The organism is Agrobacterium sp. CGMCC 11546, from assembly GCF_013365515.1.
Lineage (GTDB): Bacteria > Pseudomonadota > Alphaproteobacteria > Rhizobiales > Rhizobiaceae > Agrobacterium > Agrobacterium fabrum.
Genome location: NZ_CP047388.1, coordinates 733,614 through 748,928, shown reverse-complemented (window position 1 = coordinate 748,928; position 15,315 = coordinate 733,614). Strand labels below are relative to the sequence as shown.

At 61.1% G+C, this 15,315-nt stretch carries 17 protein-coding genes and 1 tRNA gene; 9 read left to right on the top strand and 9 right to left on the bottom strand.

The genetic code is table 11. The features are described 5' to 3' along the window. Nucleotides 1-46 precede the first annotated feature (46 nt). From GSF67_RS18240 to cydX, 6 genes are all read left to right on the top strand, one after another. Complete coding sequence (locus GSF67_RS18240; RefSeq protein ID WP_006313806.1) at nucleotides 47-625, top strand: GbsR/MarR family transcriptional regulator; 579 nt, start codon at nucleotides 47-49, stop codon at nucleotides 623-625. 12 nt (nucleotides 626-637) lie between these two features. After that, nucleotides 638-2,413, top strand: coding sequence for a thiol reductant ABC exporter subunit CydD (gene cydD / locus GSF67_RS18235; protein ID WP_006313807.1), 1,776 nt, complete (start codon nucleotides 638-640; stop codon nucleotides 2,411-2,413). Next, nucleotides 2,410-4,101 carry an amino acid ABC transporter ATP-binding/permease protein gene (locus GSF67_RS18230; protein WP_006313808.1) on the top strand — a complete coding sequence of 564 codons (1,692 nt, stop codon included), beginning with the start codon at nucleotides 2,410-2,412 and terminating at the stop codon, nucleotides 4,099-4,101. Before cydD ends, GSF67_RS18230 begins: the two co-directional genes overlap by 4 nt. Nucleotides 4,102-4,168: 67 nt before the next feature. Next, a complete protein-coding gene (locus GSF67_RS18225) occupies nucleotides 4,169-5,746 on the top strand; it encodes a cytochrome ubiquinol oxidase subunit I (protein ID WP_006313809.1) in 1,578 nt (525 codons plus the stop codon). Nucleotides 5,747-5,752: 6 nt separating this feature from the next. Beyond that, the gene (gene cydB / locus GSF67_RS18220) at nucleotides 5,753-6,910 is read left to right on the top strand and encodes a cytochrome d ubiquinol oxidase subunit II (RefSeq protein ID WP_128822077.1); all 1,158 of its coding nucleotides are present in this window, start codon (nucleotides 5,753-5,755) and stop codon (nucleotides 6,908-6,910) included. 39 nt (nucleotides 6,911-6,949) lie between these two features. Further along, entirely contained in the window at nucleotides 6,950-7,072 is a 123-nt protein-coding gene (gene cydX / locus GSF67_RS18215; protein WP_006313811.1) for a cytochrome bd-I oxidase subunit CydX, read from the top strand. Nucleotides 7,073-7,147: 75 nt separating this feature from the next. On the opposite strand, the gene GSF67_RS18210 is transcribed toward cydX, so the two are convergent. The 7 genes from GSF67_RS18210 to GSF67_RS18180 all read right to left on the bottom strand — a co-directional run bounded on the left by GSF67_RS18210 (nucleotide 7,148) and on the right by GSF67_RS18180 (nucleotide 12,555). Continuing rightward, complete coding sequence (locus GSF67_RS18210) at nucleotides 7,148-7,336, bottom strand: hypothetical protein (protein ID WP_006313812.1); 189 nt, start codon at nucleotides 7,334-7,336, stop codon at nucleotides 7,148-7,150. Between the two features lie 22 nt (nucleotides 7,337-7,358). Continuing rightward, complete coding sequence (locus tag GSF67_RS18205) at nucleotides 7,359-7,778, bottom strand: DUF3597 domain-containing protein (RefSeq protein ID WP_006313813.1); 420 nt, start codon at nucleotides 7,776-7,778, stop codon at nucleotides 7,359-7,361. Nucleotides 7,779-7,790: 12 nt separating this feature from the next. After that, on the bottom strand, nucleotides 7,791-8,042 hold the full coding sequence (locus GSF67_RS18200; protein ID WP_006313814.1) for a GlsB/YeaQ/YmgE family stress response membrane protein: 252 nt from the start codon (nucleotides 8,040-8,042) through the stop codon (nucleotides 7,791-7,793). 145 nt (nucleotides 8,043-8,187) lie between these two features. Further along, nucleotides 8,188-9,045, bottom strand: a complete 858-nt coding sequence (gene nadC, locus GSF67_RS18195; protein WP_006313815.1) for a carboxylating nicotinate-nucleotide diphosphorylase — start codon at nucleotides 9,043-9,045, stop codon at nucleotides 8,188-8,190. A 1-nt stretch (nucleotide 9,046) separates the two neighbouring features. Beyond that, complete coding sequence (locus GSF67_RS18190; protein ID WP_006313816.1) at nucleotides 9,047-10,615, bottom strand: L-aspartate oxidase; 1,569 nt, start codon at nucleotides 10,613-10,615, stop codon at nucleotides 9,047-9,049. After that, nucleotides 10,612-11,583 (bottom strand): quinolinate synthase NadA, encoded by a 972-nt coding sequence (gene nadA / locus GSF67_RS18185; protein ID WP_006313817.1) that lies wholly within the window; start codon nucleotides 11,581-11,583, stop codon nucleotides 10,612-10,614. Before nadA ends, GSF67_RS18190 begins: the two co-directional genes overlap by 4 nt. Before the next feature lie 69 nt (nucleotides 11,584-11,652). Continuing rightward, complete coding sequence (locus tag GSF67_RS18180) at nucleotides 11,653-12,555, bottom strand: hypothetical protein (RefSeq protein ID WP_006313819.1); 903 nt, start codon at nucleotides 12,553-12,555, stop codon at nucleotides 11,653-11,655. A 206-nt stretch (nucleotides 12,556-12,761) separates the two neighbouring features. Here GSF67_RS18180 and GSF67_RS18175 point away from each other — a divergent pair, with 206 nt between their 5' ends. After that, complete coding sequence (locus tag GSF67_RS18175) at nucleotides 12,762-13,136, top strand: PAS domain-containing protein (RefSeq protein ID WP_006313820.1); 375 nt, start codon at nucleotides 12,762-12,764, stop codon at nucleotides 13,134-13,136. A 72-nt stretch (nucleotides 13,137-13,208) separates the two neighbouring features. Further along, nucleotides 13,209-13,712 carry a thermonuclease family protein gene (locus tag GSF67_RS18170; protein WP_006313821.1) on the top strand — a complete coding sequence of 168 codons (504 nt, stop codon included), beginning with the start codon at nucleotides 13,209-13,211 and terminating at the stop codon, nucleotides 13,710-13,712. Between the two features lie 75 nt (nucleotides 13,713-13,787). Here GSF67_RS18170 and GSF67_RS18165 read toward each other — a convergent pair. Together GSF67_RS18165 and GSF67_RS18160 are read right to left on the bottom strand one after the other, a co-directional pair. Then, nucleotides 13,788-13,863, bottom strand: a tRNA-Ala gene (locus tag GSF67_RS18165). A 152-nt stretch (nucleotides 13,864-14,015) separates the two neighbouring features. Next, a complete protein-coding gene (locus GSF67_RS18160; RefSeq protein ID WP_006313825.1) occupies nucleotides 14,016-14,405 on the bottom strand; it encodes a TIGR02300 family protein in 390 nt (129 codons plus the stop codon). Between the two features lie 226 nt (nucleotides 14,406-14,631). Here GSF67_RS18160 and cmk point away from each other — a divergent pair, with 226 nt between their 5' ends. Then, entirely contained in the window at nucleotides 14,632-15,264 is a 633-nt protein-coding gene (cmk, locus tag GSF67_RS18155) for a (d)CMP kinase (protein ID WP_006313827.1), read from the top strand. Nucleotides 15,265-15,315 lie beyond the last annotated feature (51 nt).

Below are 15,315 nucleotides of genomic sequence, written 5' to 3'. Positions count from 1 at the left end.
CGTTATCGAAATTTCAGAAATTACTGAAAATTCAGGAAGTGAAGAAATGCCAACCAGCCTGTCACCGCTCGTTCAGTCCTTCGTGCTGCATTTTGGCGAGATGGGCAGCCGCTGGGGAATCAACCGTACCGTCGGCCAGGTCTATGCTTTGCTTTACATTTCGCCGCAGCCTCTCTGTGCGGACGAGATCGTCGAGGCGCTCGGCATTTCCCGTTCCAACGTCTCGATGAGCCTGAAGGAGCTTCAGGCGTGGAACCTTGCAATTCTCAAGCACTTCCCCGGTGACAGGCGCGATTTTTTCACGACGCCTGATGATGTCTGGCAGATTCTGCGCACGCTCGCCGAGGAGCGGAAAAAGCGCGAGATCGATCCCACGCTCAGCGTGCTGCGCGAAATCCTGATGGAGACGCCGGAAAACGAAGATGAGCGGCATGCGCAAAGGCGCATCGACGAGATGAAGACGCTGATCGAGCAGCTTACCGGCTGGTATGATGATGTGAAGCGGCTGGAGACGGAGAGGCTGGCCTCGCTTCTGGCGCTCGGTTCCAAGGTCACGAAGCTTCTGGAGGCGAAAGACAAGATCGTCTCGCTTGCAAGACCCCGCGGCACGAAGAAGAAAGGGTGATCGGTCGTGACCATGTCCGCACACATCCCCCGATCGGCCGATGGTGATGCCACAGACTGTCCCGTGCCCGGTGCCGGGCAACGGCGGTTCTTCGGTCGAGCCCGGCGCAACGTTGCCCCCGACAAGACCGCGGTAAAAACGCAACATGCGCCCGCGGTTGGCGGATCCGTCGCCCTGTTGCATGTGCTGCCGGCGCTGCTCTGGCTGCCGCAGGCGCGCCTGCTGGCCTTTTCAGTTGGAAAAATTGCCGATGGCGAGCCGATGATGGCGATCGTGCCGGCCGCCGTTGCGGTCCTTATCCTCGGGCTTCTCAAGGCGTGGATGGAAAAAGTCGCGGCGCGGCGGTCCTTCCGTGCCGCACGCGCAGCGCTTTCGCAGCGGCGGTTCGAGGCGTTGCAGGCCGTGGCGAAGGTTTCCCCGCTCGATCTGTCGCGCACGGCCTCGGGTGAGGCGGCAGGTATCGTGGCGGAGGCTGCGGAAGCGCTGGTGCCCTATCTTTCCCGGTTCCAGCCGGCGCGCATGAAAGCCACCATCGTCCCCCTGGTTTTCGTGCTCGCCATCCTGCCCTTTAGCTGGATTGCGGCGCTGGTGCTTCTACTCGCCATGCCCACCATCCCGCTCTTCATGGCCCTGATCGGCTGGCAGGCCAAGGCCGCCAGTGAAAAGCAGCTGGCCGAGACGGGCAACATGAATGCCTTCCTGCTCGATCGCCTGCGCGGGCTGGAAACGATCCGCACGCTCAAGGCCGTTGACCTGACGGCGGCGCGCCTCGATGCCGATGCGCAGAACCTCAAGAAGCGGACGATGGCCGTTCTGAGGATCGCCTTCCTCTCCTCCGCCGTGCTGGAGCTTTTTGCTGCGATCGGTGTTGCCATGACCGCCGTTTATATCGGTTTCCACCTGCTCGGTTTTTTGGATTTCGGCGCCTGGGGCGAAAAACTCACGCTGGCAGAGGGCCTCTTCATCCTGCTCCTCGCGCCGGCCTTTTTCGAGCCATTGCGGGAACTCTCCGCCGTCTGGCATGATCGGGCGGCTGGCGAGGCGGCGCTCGATGCGCTCGCCACACTGACGGTGGGGGGCTCGAAAATCGTTGGCGAGGGCGCGGATGTGGTGCGCGCGCCATCTCCGACACTCGGCCCGCTGGAGATGGAAAACCTTTCCTTCGCTTACCCGAATGCTCCGCCTGTCATCCGGAATTTCAACCTGACGGTTCAGCAGGGCGAGAGAGTTGCGATTCTTGGGGCTTCCGGTTGTGGCAAATCCACTGTACTCTCCTTGATTGCCGGGCTGGCCGAGGCGGGTGAGGGCGTAATCAGGATCGGCGGCGTCACGCTTGATGACGCAACGGCTGATGGGCTGCGCGGAACGATCGGCTGGGTCAGTCAGAAGCCGTTCTTTTTTGCCGCGTCCATGAAGGCGAATATTGGTTTTGGCCGCTTGGCGGTCAGCGAGGCCATGGTGGAAGAGGTCCTGCACCGCACCGGACTGGATGGATTGACGCAGGCGCGCCGGCATTTGCAGATCGGAGACGGCGGAAATGGCATTTCGGGCGGGGAGGCGGTGCGGCTCGCCATAGCGCGCGCTTTCGCCGATCCGGCAACGCAGCTTGTTCTGGCCGATGAGCCGACCGCGCATCTCGACCGGGAAACGGCTGCTCTCGTCACGGATAACCTGCTGCAACTGGCAAAGGGCAGGACATTGATCGTCGCGACCCATGATCCGGTACTTGCGGCACGCATGGACAGGATCGTGGATATGACGGCGATCCATTCGAGGGGGCAGCCATGATCGCGCGTTTTGCCATATTGAGACCCGTCATCGCCCTGTTCTGGTCGACACGGCGCGGCATGCTGCTTGCGGGTGCGGTTCTGGCGGTCACGACTGTTCTGGCAGGCATCGGTCTTCTCGGCGTGTCCGGTTGGTTCATTACCGCGGCGGCCATTGCCGGCCTGCTGCCGGCGACGGCCTTCGCCTTTGATGTCTTTGCCCCCTCGGCGGCTATTCGCCTTCTGGCGCTGGCACGCACCGCCGCCCGTTATGGCGAGCGCATGACGACCCACGAAGCCACGCTTTCCGTGCTTGCGGCGCTTCGGGAGAAACTGTTTCGCGGTTTTGCCGCACCGCAGGCGGCGAAATCTCTGGAAGCGCGGCCCGCCCGTCTGCTGAACCGGCTGACGGCGGATATCGACGCGCTGGATTCGCTTTATCTGCGCGTCTTGGTTCCCGCCGCCGTCGCCATCCTTGCCGCGCTCGTGACCGGCTTCGGGCTTGCTTTCCTGCACCCGCTTGCCGGTGTGCTGGCAGCCACCTTCCTCATTGCGGCGGGTCTCGGCATTTCTGCGCGCTCTGCCTTGAAAGCGGAAAAATTCTCGCGCCGGCGGGCCATCGGGCTCGAGGCGTTGCGCGCCCGCACGGCCGATCTCGTGAGCGGACAGACGGAGCTGCTGACCACGGGCCGGCTTTCCGCGCAGGTTGCCGCGGTAAAGCGCGCGGATGACTATCTCGCCACCTGTGATGACAGCCTCAACCGCATCGAGACCAATGCCGGTTTTTCCTTTGGCCTTTCAGCGGCCATTCTCTTGAGCGCCGCCCTTCTCGGCATGGCCTGGCTGGCGGAGCATGGGGCGGTGAGCGCACCGGCCGCCGCACTTGGCCTGCTAGTCTGTTTCGCTGCGCTGGAGCCTTTCACGGCGCTTCGCCGCGGGGCGATGGAGCTGGGCCGTACGCTGTTTTCCGCAAGGCGTATTGCGCCGCGCCTTTCTGCAACGGCCGACGCGCACTGTCCCGCATTACCCGCGAGTGGCATCGCGGCGGAGCTTAGAGGCGTGCGTCTGGAGCGGGAAGGGAACGAGCATCCGGTCCTGACGAATATCAACCTTGCAGTCGCCTGCGGGGAACGGGTCGCGATCGTCGGTGCAAGCGGTGCGGGCAAGACGAGCCTCATCCAGCTGGTGGCGGGCGAGTTGCACCCGGCTGCGGGCTCGGTCCGTGCCTTGCCGTCCACCCTGATGACGCAGCGCAGCCAGCTTTTCCGTGACAGCATCGCCGACAATCTGCGGCTGGCAAAGCCTGCCGCAACGGGGGTTGAGTTGCGGGACGCGCTCGAGGCGGCCGGGCTTGCCGAACACGTCAGAACCTTGCCGAAACGGCTGGAAACGAAGCTCGGTGAGGCCGGGCAGGGTCTTTCCGGCGGCCAGTCGCGCCGGCTGGCGCTTGCCCGTTTCCTGCTTGCCGACAGGCCGCTCTGGCTTCTCGACGAGGTGACGGAAGGGCTGGACGGCGAAACCGCCCGGGATGTGCTCGGCCGGCTTTTCGCGAGGGCAGAGGGAAAGACTGTCTTGATGATCACCCATAATCGCCGCGAGGCGGAATTTGCCGATCGTATCATCGTGCTGAGAGAGGGGCGCCAGTTTGATGAATGTCAAAGCGGCACCCCGGAATACGGCGTAGTGCTTGAGACACTGCGCCCGGACTGAGATTTTTTGAGAGCCGGCGTCGTTTTGAAAATGGAAGGCCGGCCTTCCGGAAAAGGTGGGTAAGACTATGGAACTCGACATAGTGGCGCTGTCGCGCCTGCAATTTGCAGTGACGGCTTTATATCACTTCCTGTTCGTTCCCCTGACGATCGGGCTGTCGGTGGTGATCGCCATCATGGAAACGGTCTATGTCATGACCGGCCGCACGATCTGGCGGCAGATGACGAAATTCTGGGGCACCCTGTTCGGTATCAATTTCGTGCTCGGTGTTTCCACCGGCATCGTCATGGAATTCCAGTTCGGCATGAACTGGAGTTATTACAGTCACTATGTCGGCGATATCTTCGGCGCGCCGCTGGCGATCGAGGGCATGATGGCCTTCTTTCTGGAGGCCACCTTCGTCGGCCTGTTCTTTTTCGGCTGGGACAAGCTGTCGAAACTCGGCCACCTCGTCGCGACATGGTGCGTGGCGATCGGCTCGAATTTTTCGGCGCTGTGGATATTGATCGCCAATGGCTGGATGCAGAACCCGACGGGCTCCGCCTTCAATCCCCAGACCATGCGCATGGAAGTGACTGACTTCTTCGCGGTCCTGTTCAACCCGGTGGCGCAGGCGAAATTCGTGCACACCGTTTCCGCCGGCTACGTGACGGCCTCCATCTTCGTGCTCGGCGTCTCCGCCTGGTACGTGCTGAAAGGTCGCCACGTCGATCTCGCCAAGCGGTCGATGACGGTTGCCGCCTCCTTCGGTCTGGCATCCGCGCTTTCGGTGGTCGTGCTGGGGGACGAAAGCGGTTATCTCTCGACAGAACACCAGAAGATGAAGCTCGCCTCCATCGAGGCCATGTGGGAAACCGAGCCGGCGCCCGCTCCCTTCACGGCCATCGGTTTTCCCGATCAGGAAGCGCGCGAGACGCATTTTGCGGTCAAAATCCCATGGGTGATGGGCCTCATCGGCACCCGTTCGCTTGATACGCAAATCCCAGGCATCAACGATCTTGTCGAGCAGGCAAAGACCCGCATCCGCGACGGTATCAAGGCCTATGACGCGCTGATGCAGATACGCGCCACCGGCAAGGGCGCAGAGCTGCCGGAAGAGGTGCGCGGCACCTTCGCCGAAGTCGGCCACGAGCTTGGTTATGCCCTGCTGCTCAAGCGCTATGTCGACGATCCGCGTCAGGCGAGCGAAGAGCAGATCGCCAAGGCCGCTGCCGACACCATCCCGCATGTGCCGACGCTGTTCTGGTCGTTCCGCATCATGGTCGGCCTCGGCATGTTCTTCATCCTTTTGACGGCGACCTTCTTCTATCTCTCGGCCCGCCGTCGGCTGGATCATTATCCGCTGTTGCTGAAAGTGGCGGTCTTTGCCATTCCGCTACCGTGGATTGCCGCCGAAATGGGCTGGGTGGTCGCCGAATTCGGCCGCCAGCCGTGGATCATCGAGGGTGTGCTGCCAACGGCCGCTGCCGTCTCCAACCTCAGCGCTTCGACTGTCCTGATTACGCTTTTATGTTTCATCGCCATCTACACGGTGCTGTTCATCGTCGAAATGGGGCTGATGCTGAAGGCGATCCGCAAGGGGCCAGATCCGGACCATGAGCCGGAGGCGCCGCTCGTTCCTGAAAAACTCGTCGCTGCGGAGTAAGATATCATGATCCTGCATCAACTCATCGACTATGAAATCCTTCGCGTCATCTGGTGGCTGCTGCTCGGCGTTTTGCTTATCGGCTTTGCCGTGACGGGCGGTTTCGATCTCGGCACGGGCGCGCTGCTGCCCTTCGTGGCGAAGACGGATATCGAGCGCCGTGTCGTCATCAATTCCATCGGCCCGGTCTGGGAAGGCAACCAGGTGTGGCTGATCCTTGGCGGCGGTGCGATCTTTGCCGCCTGGCCGCCGCTTTATGCGGTTTCGTTTTCAGGTTTCTATCTGGCGATGTTTGCCACCCTGTTCGCGCTGATCCTGCGGCCGGTCGGTTTCAAATATCGCTCCAAGCGCGAGAGCCCGGCATGGCGCAGCAGCTGGGACTGGGCCCTGTTCGTCGGCGGCTTCGTGCCGGCGCTGATCTTTGGCGTGGCGATCGGCAACGTGCTGCAGGGTGTTCCCTTCCACTTTAACGACGACCTCAGGATTTTCTACGACGGCACGACACTGTTCGAGCTTCTGAACCCCTATGCCCTTCTTTGCGGCCTCGTTTCCGTCGCCATGCTGGTAATGCATGGTGCGGCCTGGCTGGTGCTGAAGACCGAAGGTCCGGTGGCTGCCCGTGCGCGCAGTTTCGGCAGCATTGCGGCCCTTGCCACGACAGTTCTTTTCGCGCTCGGCGGTGTCTTTCTCTGGCTCGGGGTCGATGGTTATCGCTTCACCTCTGAAGTCGTGACCGATGGTCCCTCCAACCCGCTGTCCAAGACGGTCGAGGTTGCGGGTGGTGTCTGGTTTGCCAACTATGCGGCACATCCGTGGATGATGCTGGCGCCGGCGCTTGGTCTCGTCTTCCCGCTCGTCGCTTTCATCCTTTTCAGGGCCCGCAGGGAAGTCCTGGCACTGCTGTCCAGTTCGCTCGCGATTTTCGGCATCATCGCCACCGTCGGGCTTACGATGTTTCCCTTCATCCTGCCGTCCTCGGTCGATCCCAGGTCGAGCCTGACGGTGTGGGACGCATCGTCCAGCCACATGACGCTATTCAACATGCTGGTCGTCACGCTCATCTTCGTTCCGATGATCGTTGCCTACACCTCGTGGGTCTATCGCGTGCTGTGGGGCAAGGTGGATGAAAAGGCGATCCGTGACGACAGCGGCCACGCTTATTGACGCAATTCCAGGAAAAGTTTGAAAAGAAGGAGATCGAACATGTGGTATTTCGCTTGGCTGCTCGGCCTGCCTCTCGCCGCCATCTTCGCCGTCATGAACGCCATGTGGTATGAGCTGATGGAAGAAAACGCGAAGAAGGCCGAAGCGAAGCCGGAAAAATGACGCTTGAAGCAAAAAGGGCGGCACCCGGTCTGGATGCCGCCCTTCGTGTGAAACAGCCGCGCTTGTCGCGTGTGTTCAGTGGATCGCGATACCGCGCTTGTCCGCTTCTTCCTTGATGATGTCTTCGACGATGGCTCGCTTGAGATTTGGATCTCCCAGCAGATAGTCATCGGCGATTTCGAAAATCGACTTCGGGTTCTCGGTCCTGTGCAGGGTGTCGAGATCCTGGCCGATCTGCTCTCTCAGGCTGGAATAGTCGTCCATCGCGGTTCTCCCGTTTATCGGTTCAATCCAGAAGGTCGGCCGGAACCTTGCCGCCGTTTTCGGAGAGCTTCTTGATGACCGCCTTGTGCAGCCAGATATTCATGGTCGCCGAATCCGAGGTGTCGCCGGTGTAACCCAGTTCGCTCGCCAGTTCCTTTCGGGCAGTGAGGCTGCTGTCCAGATCGAGCGCCTTCAGAAGATCGACAATCGAATGTTTCCAGTCGAGCTTCTGTCCATTCTTCTTGACTGCCGCATCCAGGATGGAGGCGACGTCGACGGTGCCGATGGGCGCGGGAGCCGCAGCTGTCGGTGCCGGTGAGGCAGGCTGGGTCGGTGCTGCCGGGGTTGCGGTGGTCGTAGGTGTTCCGGCAGGAGCCGAAGTCTGCGGCGCGGCCTCGGCCTTGCCGAAAATCGCGTCCTTGATCTTGTTGAAAAAGCTCATTCTGTCCTCCCCTTATCTGCGAAATGCGCGCCCGACGGCGATGAGAATGCAGGCGCCGATGAAACCTGCGATGAGATAGCCAATCCAGCCTCCGAGCGAGACGCCGATGAGCCCCAGAAGGAAATTGGCGACGATGGCCCCGATAATGCCGAGGATGATGTTCATGAAAACACCCATATTGCTTTTCATGAACTGTTCGGCGAGCCAACCAGCTACGCCGCCGATGATGATTGCTGCAATCCAGCCAACTTGTGCGTCTTCCATAACAAGCCTTTCCTTTCTAGAGAGAGGTCATAGGCATATGGACCCGCATTTTTTGCGCACGTCCCCCCGCCTTGAATTGACCCCAGGCGATTATTAACGAAGACGCGGAAGTTTTGTTCCGTGAGGCGTGTACGTTAGCGCAAACTCAACTCTGGCTCTCAAAATCCAGCCCGATATCAAGAACCGGCGCGCTGTGGGTGATCCAGCCGATGGAGATAAGATCGACGCCGGTGGCGGCGATGGCTGCCGCCGTCTGCGGATTGATGCGGCCAGAGGCTTCGGTGATGGCGCGACCGGCAACGATCTCTACCGCCTCGCGCAGCTGTTCCGGCGTCATGTTATCGAGAAGAACCGCATCCACACCCTCTTCCATGGCCTCGTGCAACTGCACGAGCGTATCGACTTCGACCTCGATCTTGACGAGATGTCCGACGCCCTGCCTTGCGCGGCGGATGGCCTCACGCACGCTGCCGGCGACGGCGATATGATTGTCCTTGATGAGAACGGCATCATAAAGCGCAAAACGGTGGTTTATGCCGCCGCCGGCGCGCACGGCATATTTTTCCAGCGTCCGCAGCCCCGGCGTCGTCTTGCGGGTGCAGGCGACCGACGCTTTGGTGCCGGCAATGGCGGCGACGATTTTTGCGGTGACGGAGGCGATGCCCGAGAGATGGCCGAGGAAATTCAGCGCCGTGCGTTCCCCAGTCAAAAGCCCGCGAGACGGCCCTTCGATGGTTGCGATGATATCGCCGGCCGCCACGGCTGCCCCATCCGCAATGTGCCTGTTCATCCTGATCGCCGGGTCCACAAGCTGGAAGGCAAGTTCCGCCGCATCGAGCCCGGCGATGACGCCCGGCTCCCGCGCCGCCATGACAACGACCGAGCGGTGGTCGGCGGGGATGACGGCGGTGGAGGTGATGTCGCCCGCGAGGCCCAAGTCTTCCAGAAGGGCATTACGCACGAGCGGTTCGATGATGAGGCGGGGCAGGGGGGAAAGGATCATGTCAGGCGCTCCGCGCGAAACCGGCTGTTGCAAGGCTGGAAGAGGAAAATTCATGGGCGACGGTGACGACGTCGTTCAGGCTCAGTCGGCGTCTCATGGCCTTGGCATCCTTCTGCGAAAAATCGTCACGGAAATGCGCGCCGCGCGATTCCCTCCGCAGGGCTGCGAAAACGGCGATGGAGAGAGCGACCACCGCCGGGTCGGAGGCCGGGCCGTTTCGCTCGGCAAGCGGCAGTAAGTCCCTGATGGCTTCGGCCAGTCCCGCGGCATGTCTGACGATGCCGAGATGACGGGAAACGATGGGCCTGACAGCGGCGAGATCGGCGGGCGAAAAATCAGCTGTCGCGTTGGGCGAAACGGCAGCCGCCGATCTTGCCGCGGGTGCGGGCCGGCCGGCAATATCCTGCGCCGCACGCATGCCCATCGCTGCCGCCTCCAGCAGCGAGTTGCTGGCAAGCCGGTTTGCGCCGTGAAGGCCGGTGCAGGCGGTTTCCCCCGCAACCCAGAGCCCGCGCACCGAACTTCTGCCTTTGTTATCCGTGGCGACACCGCCCATGTGGTAATGCACGGCCGGGCGGACCGGCACGAGTTCGCGGGCGGGGTCTATGCCTGCCTCGCGGCAAAGCAGGTCGATTGACGGGAAACGGCTGGCAAAACCGGAGCCGAGCGCCTGGCGGGCATCGAGAAAGACCCTGCCGCCGCGCAGGATTTCACGGTCGATGGCGCGGGCGACAATATCGCGCGACGCCAGTTCCGCGCCCGGCACTGCCGCCATGAACCTTTCGCCGTTTTCATTGAGAAGCAGGGCGCCTTCACCCCGCACCGCTTCGCTCACCAGCGCCAGCGGTCGCCGGGGGGAGGAAAGTGCTGTTGGGTGAAACTGCACGAATTCCATGTCGGCAAGGATGGCGCCGGCGCGGGCGGCAAGCATGATGCCCTGCCCGAAATTGCCGGAGGGATTGGTCGTGGCGTCATAAAGTCCGCCGAGACCGCCGGTGGCGAGAATGACCTGGCTTGCTGGCAGAAGGAAGCTGCCGTTCGGGCCGGCGCAGGCGAGACCGGCGATCACGCCATCTTCCGTCAGCAACCGGCGCACTTCCGTGCCTTCCAGAACCGTGATCGAAGGCGTACGGCGAACGGCATCCGCAAGAGCCCTGACGATCGCCGCACCCGACCCGTCGCCTTCGGCATGCAGAATGCGCCGCCGGCTATGGGCGGCTTCCAGCCCGAAGACATAGTTGCCGCCGGCGTCCCGGTCGAAGCGAACGCCTGCCCGCTCCAGCGCATCTATGACGGCGGGGGCGGCGGAAACGATGCCAACCACCAAATCTTCATCACAAAGGCCATCGCCCGCAGCGAGCGTATCGGCGACATGCAGGGCTGCGCGATCATCCGGCCCGAGGCTGGCCGCGATGCCGCCCTGCGCCCAGGCGCTTGAGGTTTCGCCGCCGAGCGCGCCGCGCGTCACAAGCAGCACGGGCTGCGGCGCCAGCGTCATCGCCGCCATCAGCCCGGCAATGCCGCTGCCGACGATGACCGTCCAGTCCCGCTGCGGCAAAAACTCGCTCATATCTGCAGCATCCTTTCCACGGCGCGACGGGCGGCACCGGCAATGGCCGGATCGACCGTCACCTCATGGCGATTTTCCTCCAGTGCCGTGCGGATATTGCCAAGCGTGATGCGCTTCATGTGCGGGCAGAGATTGCAGGGGCGGATGAACTCGACATCGGGATGATGCACGGCGACGTTGTCGCTCATCGAGCATTCCGTCAGAAGCACCACGCGGGCAGGGCGCTCGCGGCCGACATAGTCAGACATGACGGCGGTGGAGCCGGAGAAATCCGCAGCGTCTACGACCTCAGGCGGACATTCGGGATGCGCCAGCACGATAACGCCGGGATGGCTTTCGCGCAGTTCCCTGATGTCATCGGCGGTGAAAAGCTCATGCACTTCGCAATGGCCACGCCAGGCGATCAGCTCGACATTGGTTTCCTTGGCCACGTTCTTCGCCAGATATTCATCCGGCAGCATCAAAACGCGCGGCACGCCGAGCGATTCCACCACCTGGCGGGCATTGCCTGACGTGCAGCAGATATCGGACGCAGCCTTCACCGCCGCTGACGTGTTCACATAGGTGACGACAGGAACGCCGGGATAGGCCTTGCGCAGAAGCGCGATGTCTTCCGGCGTGATGGAATCGGCGAGCGAGCAGCCAGCGGCCATATCCGGAATAAGTACGGTTTTTTCCGGATTGAGCAGCTTTGCCGTCTCGGCCATGAAATGCACGCCGGCCAGAACGATCACATCCGCTTCCACCTCCATTGCCTTGCGGGCAAGGGCGAGACTGTCCCCGACGATATCGGCGACGCCGTGGAAGATTTCCGGCGTCTGGTAATTATGGGCGAGGATGACGGCGTTGCGCTTGCGTTTCAATTCAAGGATTGCCTCGACATCATCCTGAAAGCCCATCCATTCGGCCTTTGGAATGACACGGGCAACGCGGTCATAAAGGCTAGCGGCGGAAATCTGCTCGTTCACGGTGCTCTCCCATTTATACTCTTTTTGAGTATATCTGGGACGAAGACATATTCTCATTGTGAGCATATGTCAATTGCGGGAGAGGGGCAGTTTCGTTCCGGAAAGGGCGCGTTCATCAAGAACGGTCTGGCGGAAGCGGAAAAGCTTCGCCGGGCGGCCGCCGGTTTCAGTCGCCATGTCGCCGGTTTCCTCCACCAGCTGCTGCTGTTCGATCAGCCGGCGGAAATTCTGCTTGTGCAGCGTCAGCCCGGCCAGCGCCTCAATAGCGCGCTGCAATTGCAGCAGGGTGAAGCTATCGGCCATAAGCTCGAACACCACCGGCCGGTATTTGATCTTGGCGCGCAGACGGGCGATGCCGGTGGCAAGGATGCGGCGGTGGTCGGCAAACATCGGCCTGCCGAAATTGATCCGCGGTTCGCCCTGCGCTTCCTCGACAAGTCCCGCCTCATAGAGCAGTTCGTAACGCTGCAGGGTCAGTTCCTCGTTCCAGCCACCTCCATCCAGCCCGAAGGTGAAATCGGCGCGCAGGTGACGCTGGGTCCTGCTGTCCGGCTCGGAATCGGCCCAGGCGCGCAGCCTGTCGATAATGCTGTCGAGAATATCGGGGCGTCCCTGGCGATGGTCCTCCCACGGGAAATATTCGTACCAGCCGTGCCAGAAGGCGCTTTTGCCACTGGGCGCCTCCTGCTCGCGCACCAGGCCGAGATAACCGATGGAAATGGTTCTGCCGCCCAAAATCTCGTTGTTGCGGTCGCGATCGGCGAAAGTATAGAGCTGTTCGAGATAACCGACGGGGTGATGGGTCTGTTCGTGGATCCATTCCCGCAGCCCGCTCTGAAGCGTCCTGTGTCCGAATTCGAACGGACCCGAGGGAAGGGCCGCCCCTTCGCGAACGGTCATGACACGTGGTTCATCCGTGGTGATGGCGGTGACGACGGCGATGAGTTCGGCATGGGCAAGCCCGATGGTCACGGCGGCTCCTCTGGTCGCTGGCTGCGGTATCAGCCTTCTTGGCACAGGAAGGTTGCTTCGCCAACATGGCTGCCGAAAAGGCCTGTCGATAAATGGCGGCGCGGAAACAGGGTTTCGTCAGACAAAAGGATGAATTCTTGTGGTTAGCCGTCTGCCGTCATGTGTGTTACAGACCCGGCACAAGCATTTCAGACTGTAGAAGGCCGATGCTGGAAAACATATCTCTCGAAGAGACACTTGTGGGTTACTACACTTGGAACGTCGGGCAAAATCTGGTCTATCTGGATGCCGTGACCGCCCGCCTGCGTGAATTCTCCCCGGAAGAAGCCGCCCACGGCATTCCGGTTGAAGACTTCATTGCGCAGATCGAGAGCAGCTCTCGGGCCCGCGTCGCCAAGGCTGTTTATAATTCGCTGACGAATGGCGTGTTCTACGATCAGGAATACCGCATTCGGCTCAAATCCGGCGGTTTTCGCTGGTTGCGGACGACGGGAAGAGTGATTCTGGATGGCGACCGGATCCCGATCATGGCCATGGGCACGGTGCGGGATGTCAGCGCGGGCAAGGTTTTATTGATGTGACATGCAGCCGGCCGCAGCTTTATGAGGCGGCCTATCGATTTTATGTCGTTCATTGTTTGATGTTGCGGTGACATGGTCCGGCAGATCGCAATTTTGCTGTTTCAAATCCTTCTGGCCATAGGCCTCGGCATAGCAGGCATCCGTATCGCCTCGCTGGTCGATGGCGAGTCGACCTCCGCGCCGACGGGTCTGGCCGCCAATACGGAACTGCTGTGGACGACCGCGCCGGTGCGGGTGGATCCTCGCAGCCAGACTTACGAGCGTATTGCGACACCGCCCGATCTCTATCCGCTGAAAATGCATGCCGACCAGCGCCTGCGGGTGATCTCCAGCAGCCGCTTCACCTTCAGGGGTGAGGAATTCCAACTCGCCGGCGTGGAGGAGATCGAACGCAACCGCGTCTGCACCGGTCCCGACGGCCGCCGTTACGCCTGCGGCCTCAATGCCTTCAAGGCGCTGCAGAACCGCCTGCGCGGCCGATATCTGGAGTGTCGCGAGATGGGGAAGGAGGGCAGTACGCCCCGATCTTTGGAGTGCCGGATCAACGGGCAGGATGTGCGGGCGTTGTTGCAATAACGATTGCTTCAAGCCGCGTTGCGCAACGGGATAAACCGGTTGACCGAATGTGAGATATTTTTGTCTGAGAAGATTTGGTGGAGCTAAGCGGGATCGAACCGCTGACCTCTTGCATGCCATGCAAGCGCTCTCCCAGCTGAGCTATAGCCCCATAAGGGTTCCGGCATTTCTTCCGGTTCCGGGAACCGAAGCGGTTGTTGTTCCGTTCGGTGGCGGCTTACTACTGCGGCTTTCCGGCGAGTGCAAGCATAAAAAACGGCCCGGCGTCATTTTTTTGTCGTCGGGCCGAATTATCAAGTAAAATCAAGCTTCTTCGTCGTCGCCCGGTACGCCGATGATGCCGGACATGTCGTCGTCGTCATCTTCGTCATCGGTTTCGAGGAAGGTGTCGTCGTCGTCGTCGATTTCGACATCATCGTCGTCGTCGCCCAGATCAGGGATATCGTCGCCGCTGTTGTCGCCATCGGCATCTTCCAGCGAAACGAGTTCGACTTCCGTGTTTTCGGCGTCGACTTCCGCCACTTCCTCTTCCTCAGCCTGCTCCATCTTGGCCTGAGCCGTGCTTTCCTCGAAGAAGGAGAGCGGCCAGGACTTGCCGCTATAGGGAGAAACGACCGGGTCGCGGTTCAGGTCGTAGAATTTCTTGCCGGTATCGGGGTCTGTACGCTTGGTACCAAGTTCCGTTTTTGCCACTGTCTAAGCCTCAAATTGTCGAATGAGTTTCGGTGTGTACGCCGTAAAACCGGCATAGACGGTAAAATTTATAGCCGGTCCCCTTAATCGTTGCGCTCTTTCGTGTCAAAGACAAACTTCGGGTGCTGCCTCCCATGGCGCAAGCCCCATGTGTGAATGCTGATATAAAAAGAGAGGCATGACACACTTTATTATATCTATAACGGATGCACCGACAGGACGCTTCATGACCTTTACGATTGCCATAGACGGGCCCGCTGCGGCGGGCAAAGGAACGCTTTCGCGCAAGATCGCGGAGACCTATGGCTTTCATCATCTCGATACCGGGCTGACCTACAGGGCAACCGCCAAGGCTCTTCTCGATGCCGGCCTGCCGCTCGATAATGAAGCGGTCGCGGAAAAAATGGCGCTGGAGCTGGACCTTGCGGGGCTCGACCGCGCCGTTCTTTCCCGGCACGAGATTGGCGAGGCGGCGTCGAAAATTGCTGTCATGACGCCGGTGAGGCGTGCGCTCGTCAAAGCCCAGCAGCTTTTTGCCACGAGGGAGCCGGGCACGGTGCTTGACGGACGCGATATCGGCACTGTGGTTTGCCCTGACGCGCCGGTGAAGCTCTACGTCACGGCCTCTGCCGATGTACGGGCGCGGCGCCGTTACGATGAGATTCTGGCCAATGGCGGTAATGGCGATTATGATGCCATTTTCGCCGAGGTGAAAAAACGCGACGAGCGCGACATGGGCCGCGCCGACAGCCCGTTGAGGCCGGCTGAAGACGCGCACTTGCTAGATACGTCGGAAATGAGTATAGAGGCGGCGTTTCAGGCCGCGCGCACGATTATCGACGCCGCTCTGAAGAGATAGGTTTTTCGCGGAACGGCTTGCCGCCGTCTGCGTTTAGTCCGGAATTGCCTG

What these genes read in the sequence shown, in the direction of transcription:
- GSF67_RS18230 (WP_006313808.1), top strand. Translation starts at nt 2,410, where the DNA reads ATGATCGCGCGTTTTGCCATATTGAGACCCGTCATCGCCCTGTTCTGG.
- GSF67_RS18210 (WP_006313812.1), bottom strand. Translation starts at nt 7,336, where the DNA reads ATGGACGACTATTCCAGCCTGAGAGAGCAGATCGGCCAGGATCTCGAC.
- GSF67_RS18205 (WP_006313813.1), bottom strand. Translation starts at nt 7,778, where the DNA reads ATGAGCTTTTTCAACAAGATCAAGGACGCGATTTTCGGCAAGGCCGAG.
- nadC (WP_006313815.1), bottom strand. Translation starts at nt 9,045, where the DNA reads ATGATCCTTTCCCCCCTGCCCCGCCTCATCATCGAACCGCTCGTGCGT.
- GSF67_RS18200 (WP_006313814.1), bottom strand. Translation starts at nt 8,042, where the DNA reads ATGGAAGACGCACAAGTTGGCTGGATTGCAGCAATCATCATCGGCGGC.
- GSF67_RS18225 (WP_006313809.1), top strand. Translation starts at nt 4,169, where the DNA reads ATGGAACTCGACATAGTGGCGCTGTCGCGCCTGCAATTTGCAGTGACG.
- GSF67_RS18170 (WP_006313821.1), top strand. Translation starts at nt 13,209, where the DNA reads ATGGTCCGGCAGATCGCAATTTTGCTGTTTCAAATCCTTCTGGCCATA.
- cmk (WP_006313827.1), top strand. Translation starts at nt 14,632, where the DNA reads ATGACCTTTACGATTGCCATAGACGGGCCCGCTGCGGCGGGCAAAGGA.
- GSF67_RS18190 (WP_006313816.1), bottom strand. Translation starts at nt 10,615, where the DNA reads ATGAGCGAGTTTTTGCCGCAGCGGGACTGGACGGTCATCGTCGGCAGC.
- GSF67_RS18240 (WP_006313806.1), top strand. Translation starts at nt 47, where the DNA reads ATGCCAACCAGCCTGTCACCGCTCGTTCAGTCCTTCGTGCTGCATTTT.
- GSF67_RS18175 (WP_006313820.1), top strand. Translation starts at nt 12,762, where the DNA reads ATGCTGGAAAACATATCTCTCGAAGAGACACTTGTGGGTTACTACACT.
- cydX (WP_006313811.1), top strand. Translation starts at nt 6,950, where the DNA reads ATGTGGTATTTCGCTTGGCTGCTCGGCCTGCCTCTCGCCGCCATCTTC.
- cydD (WP_006313807.1), top strand. Translation starts at nt 638, where the DNA reads ATGTCCGCACACATCCCCCGATCGGCCGATGGTGATGCCACAGACTGT.
- cydB (WP_128822077.1), top strand. Translation starts at nt 5,753, where the DNA reads ATGATCCTGCATCAACTCATCGACTATGAAATCCTTCGCGTCATCTGG.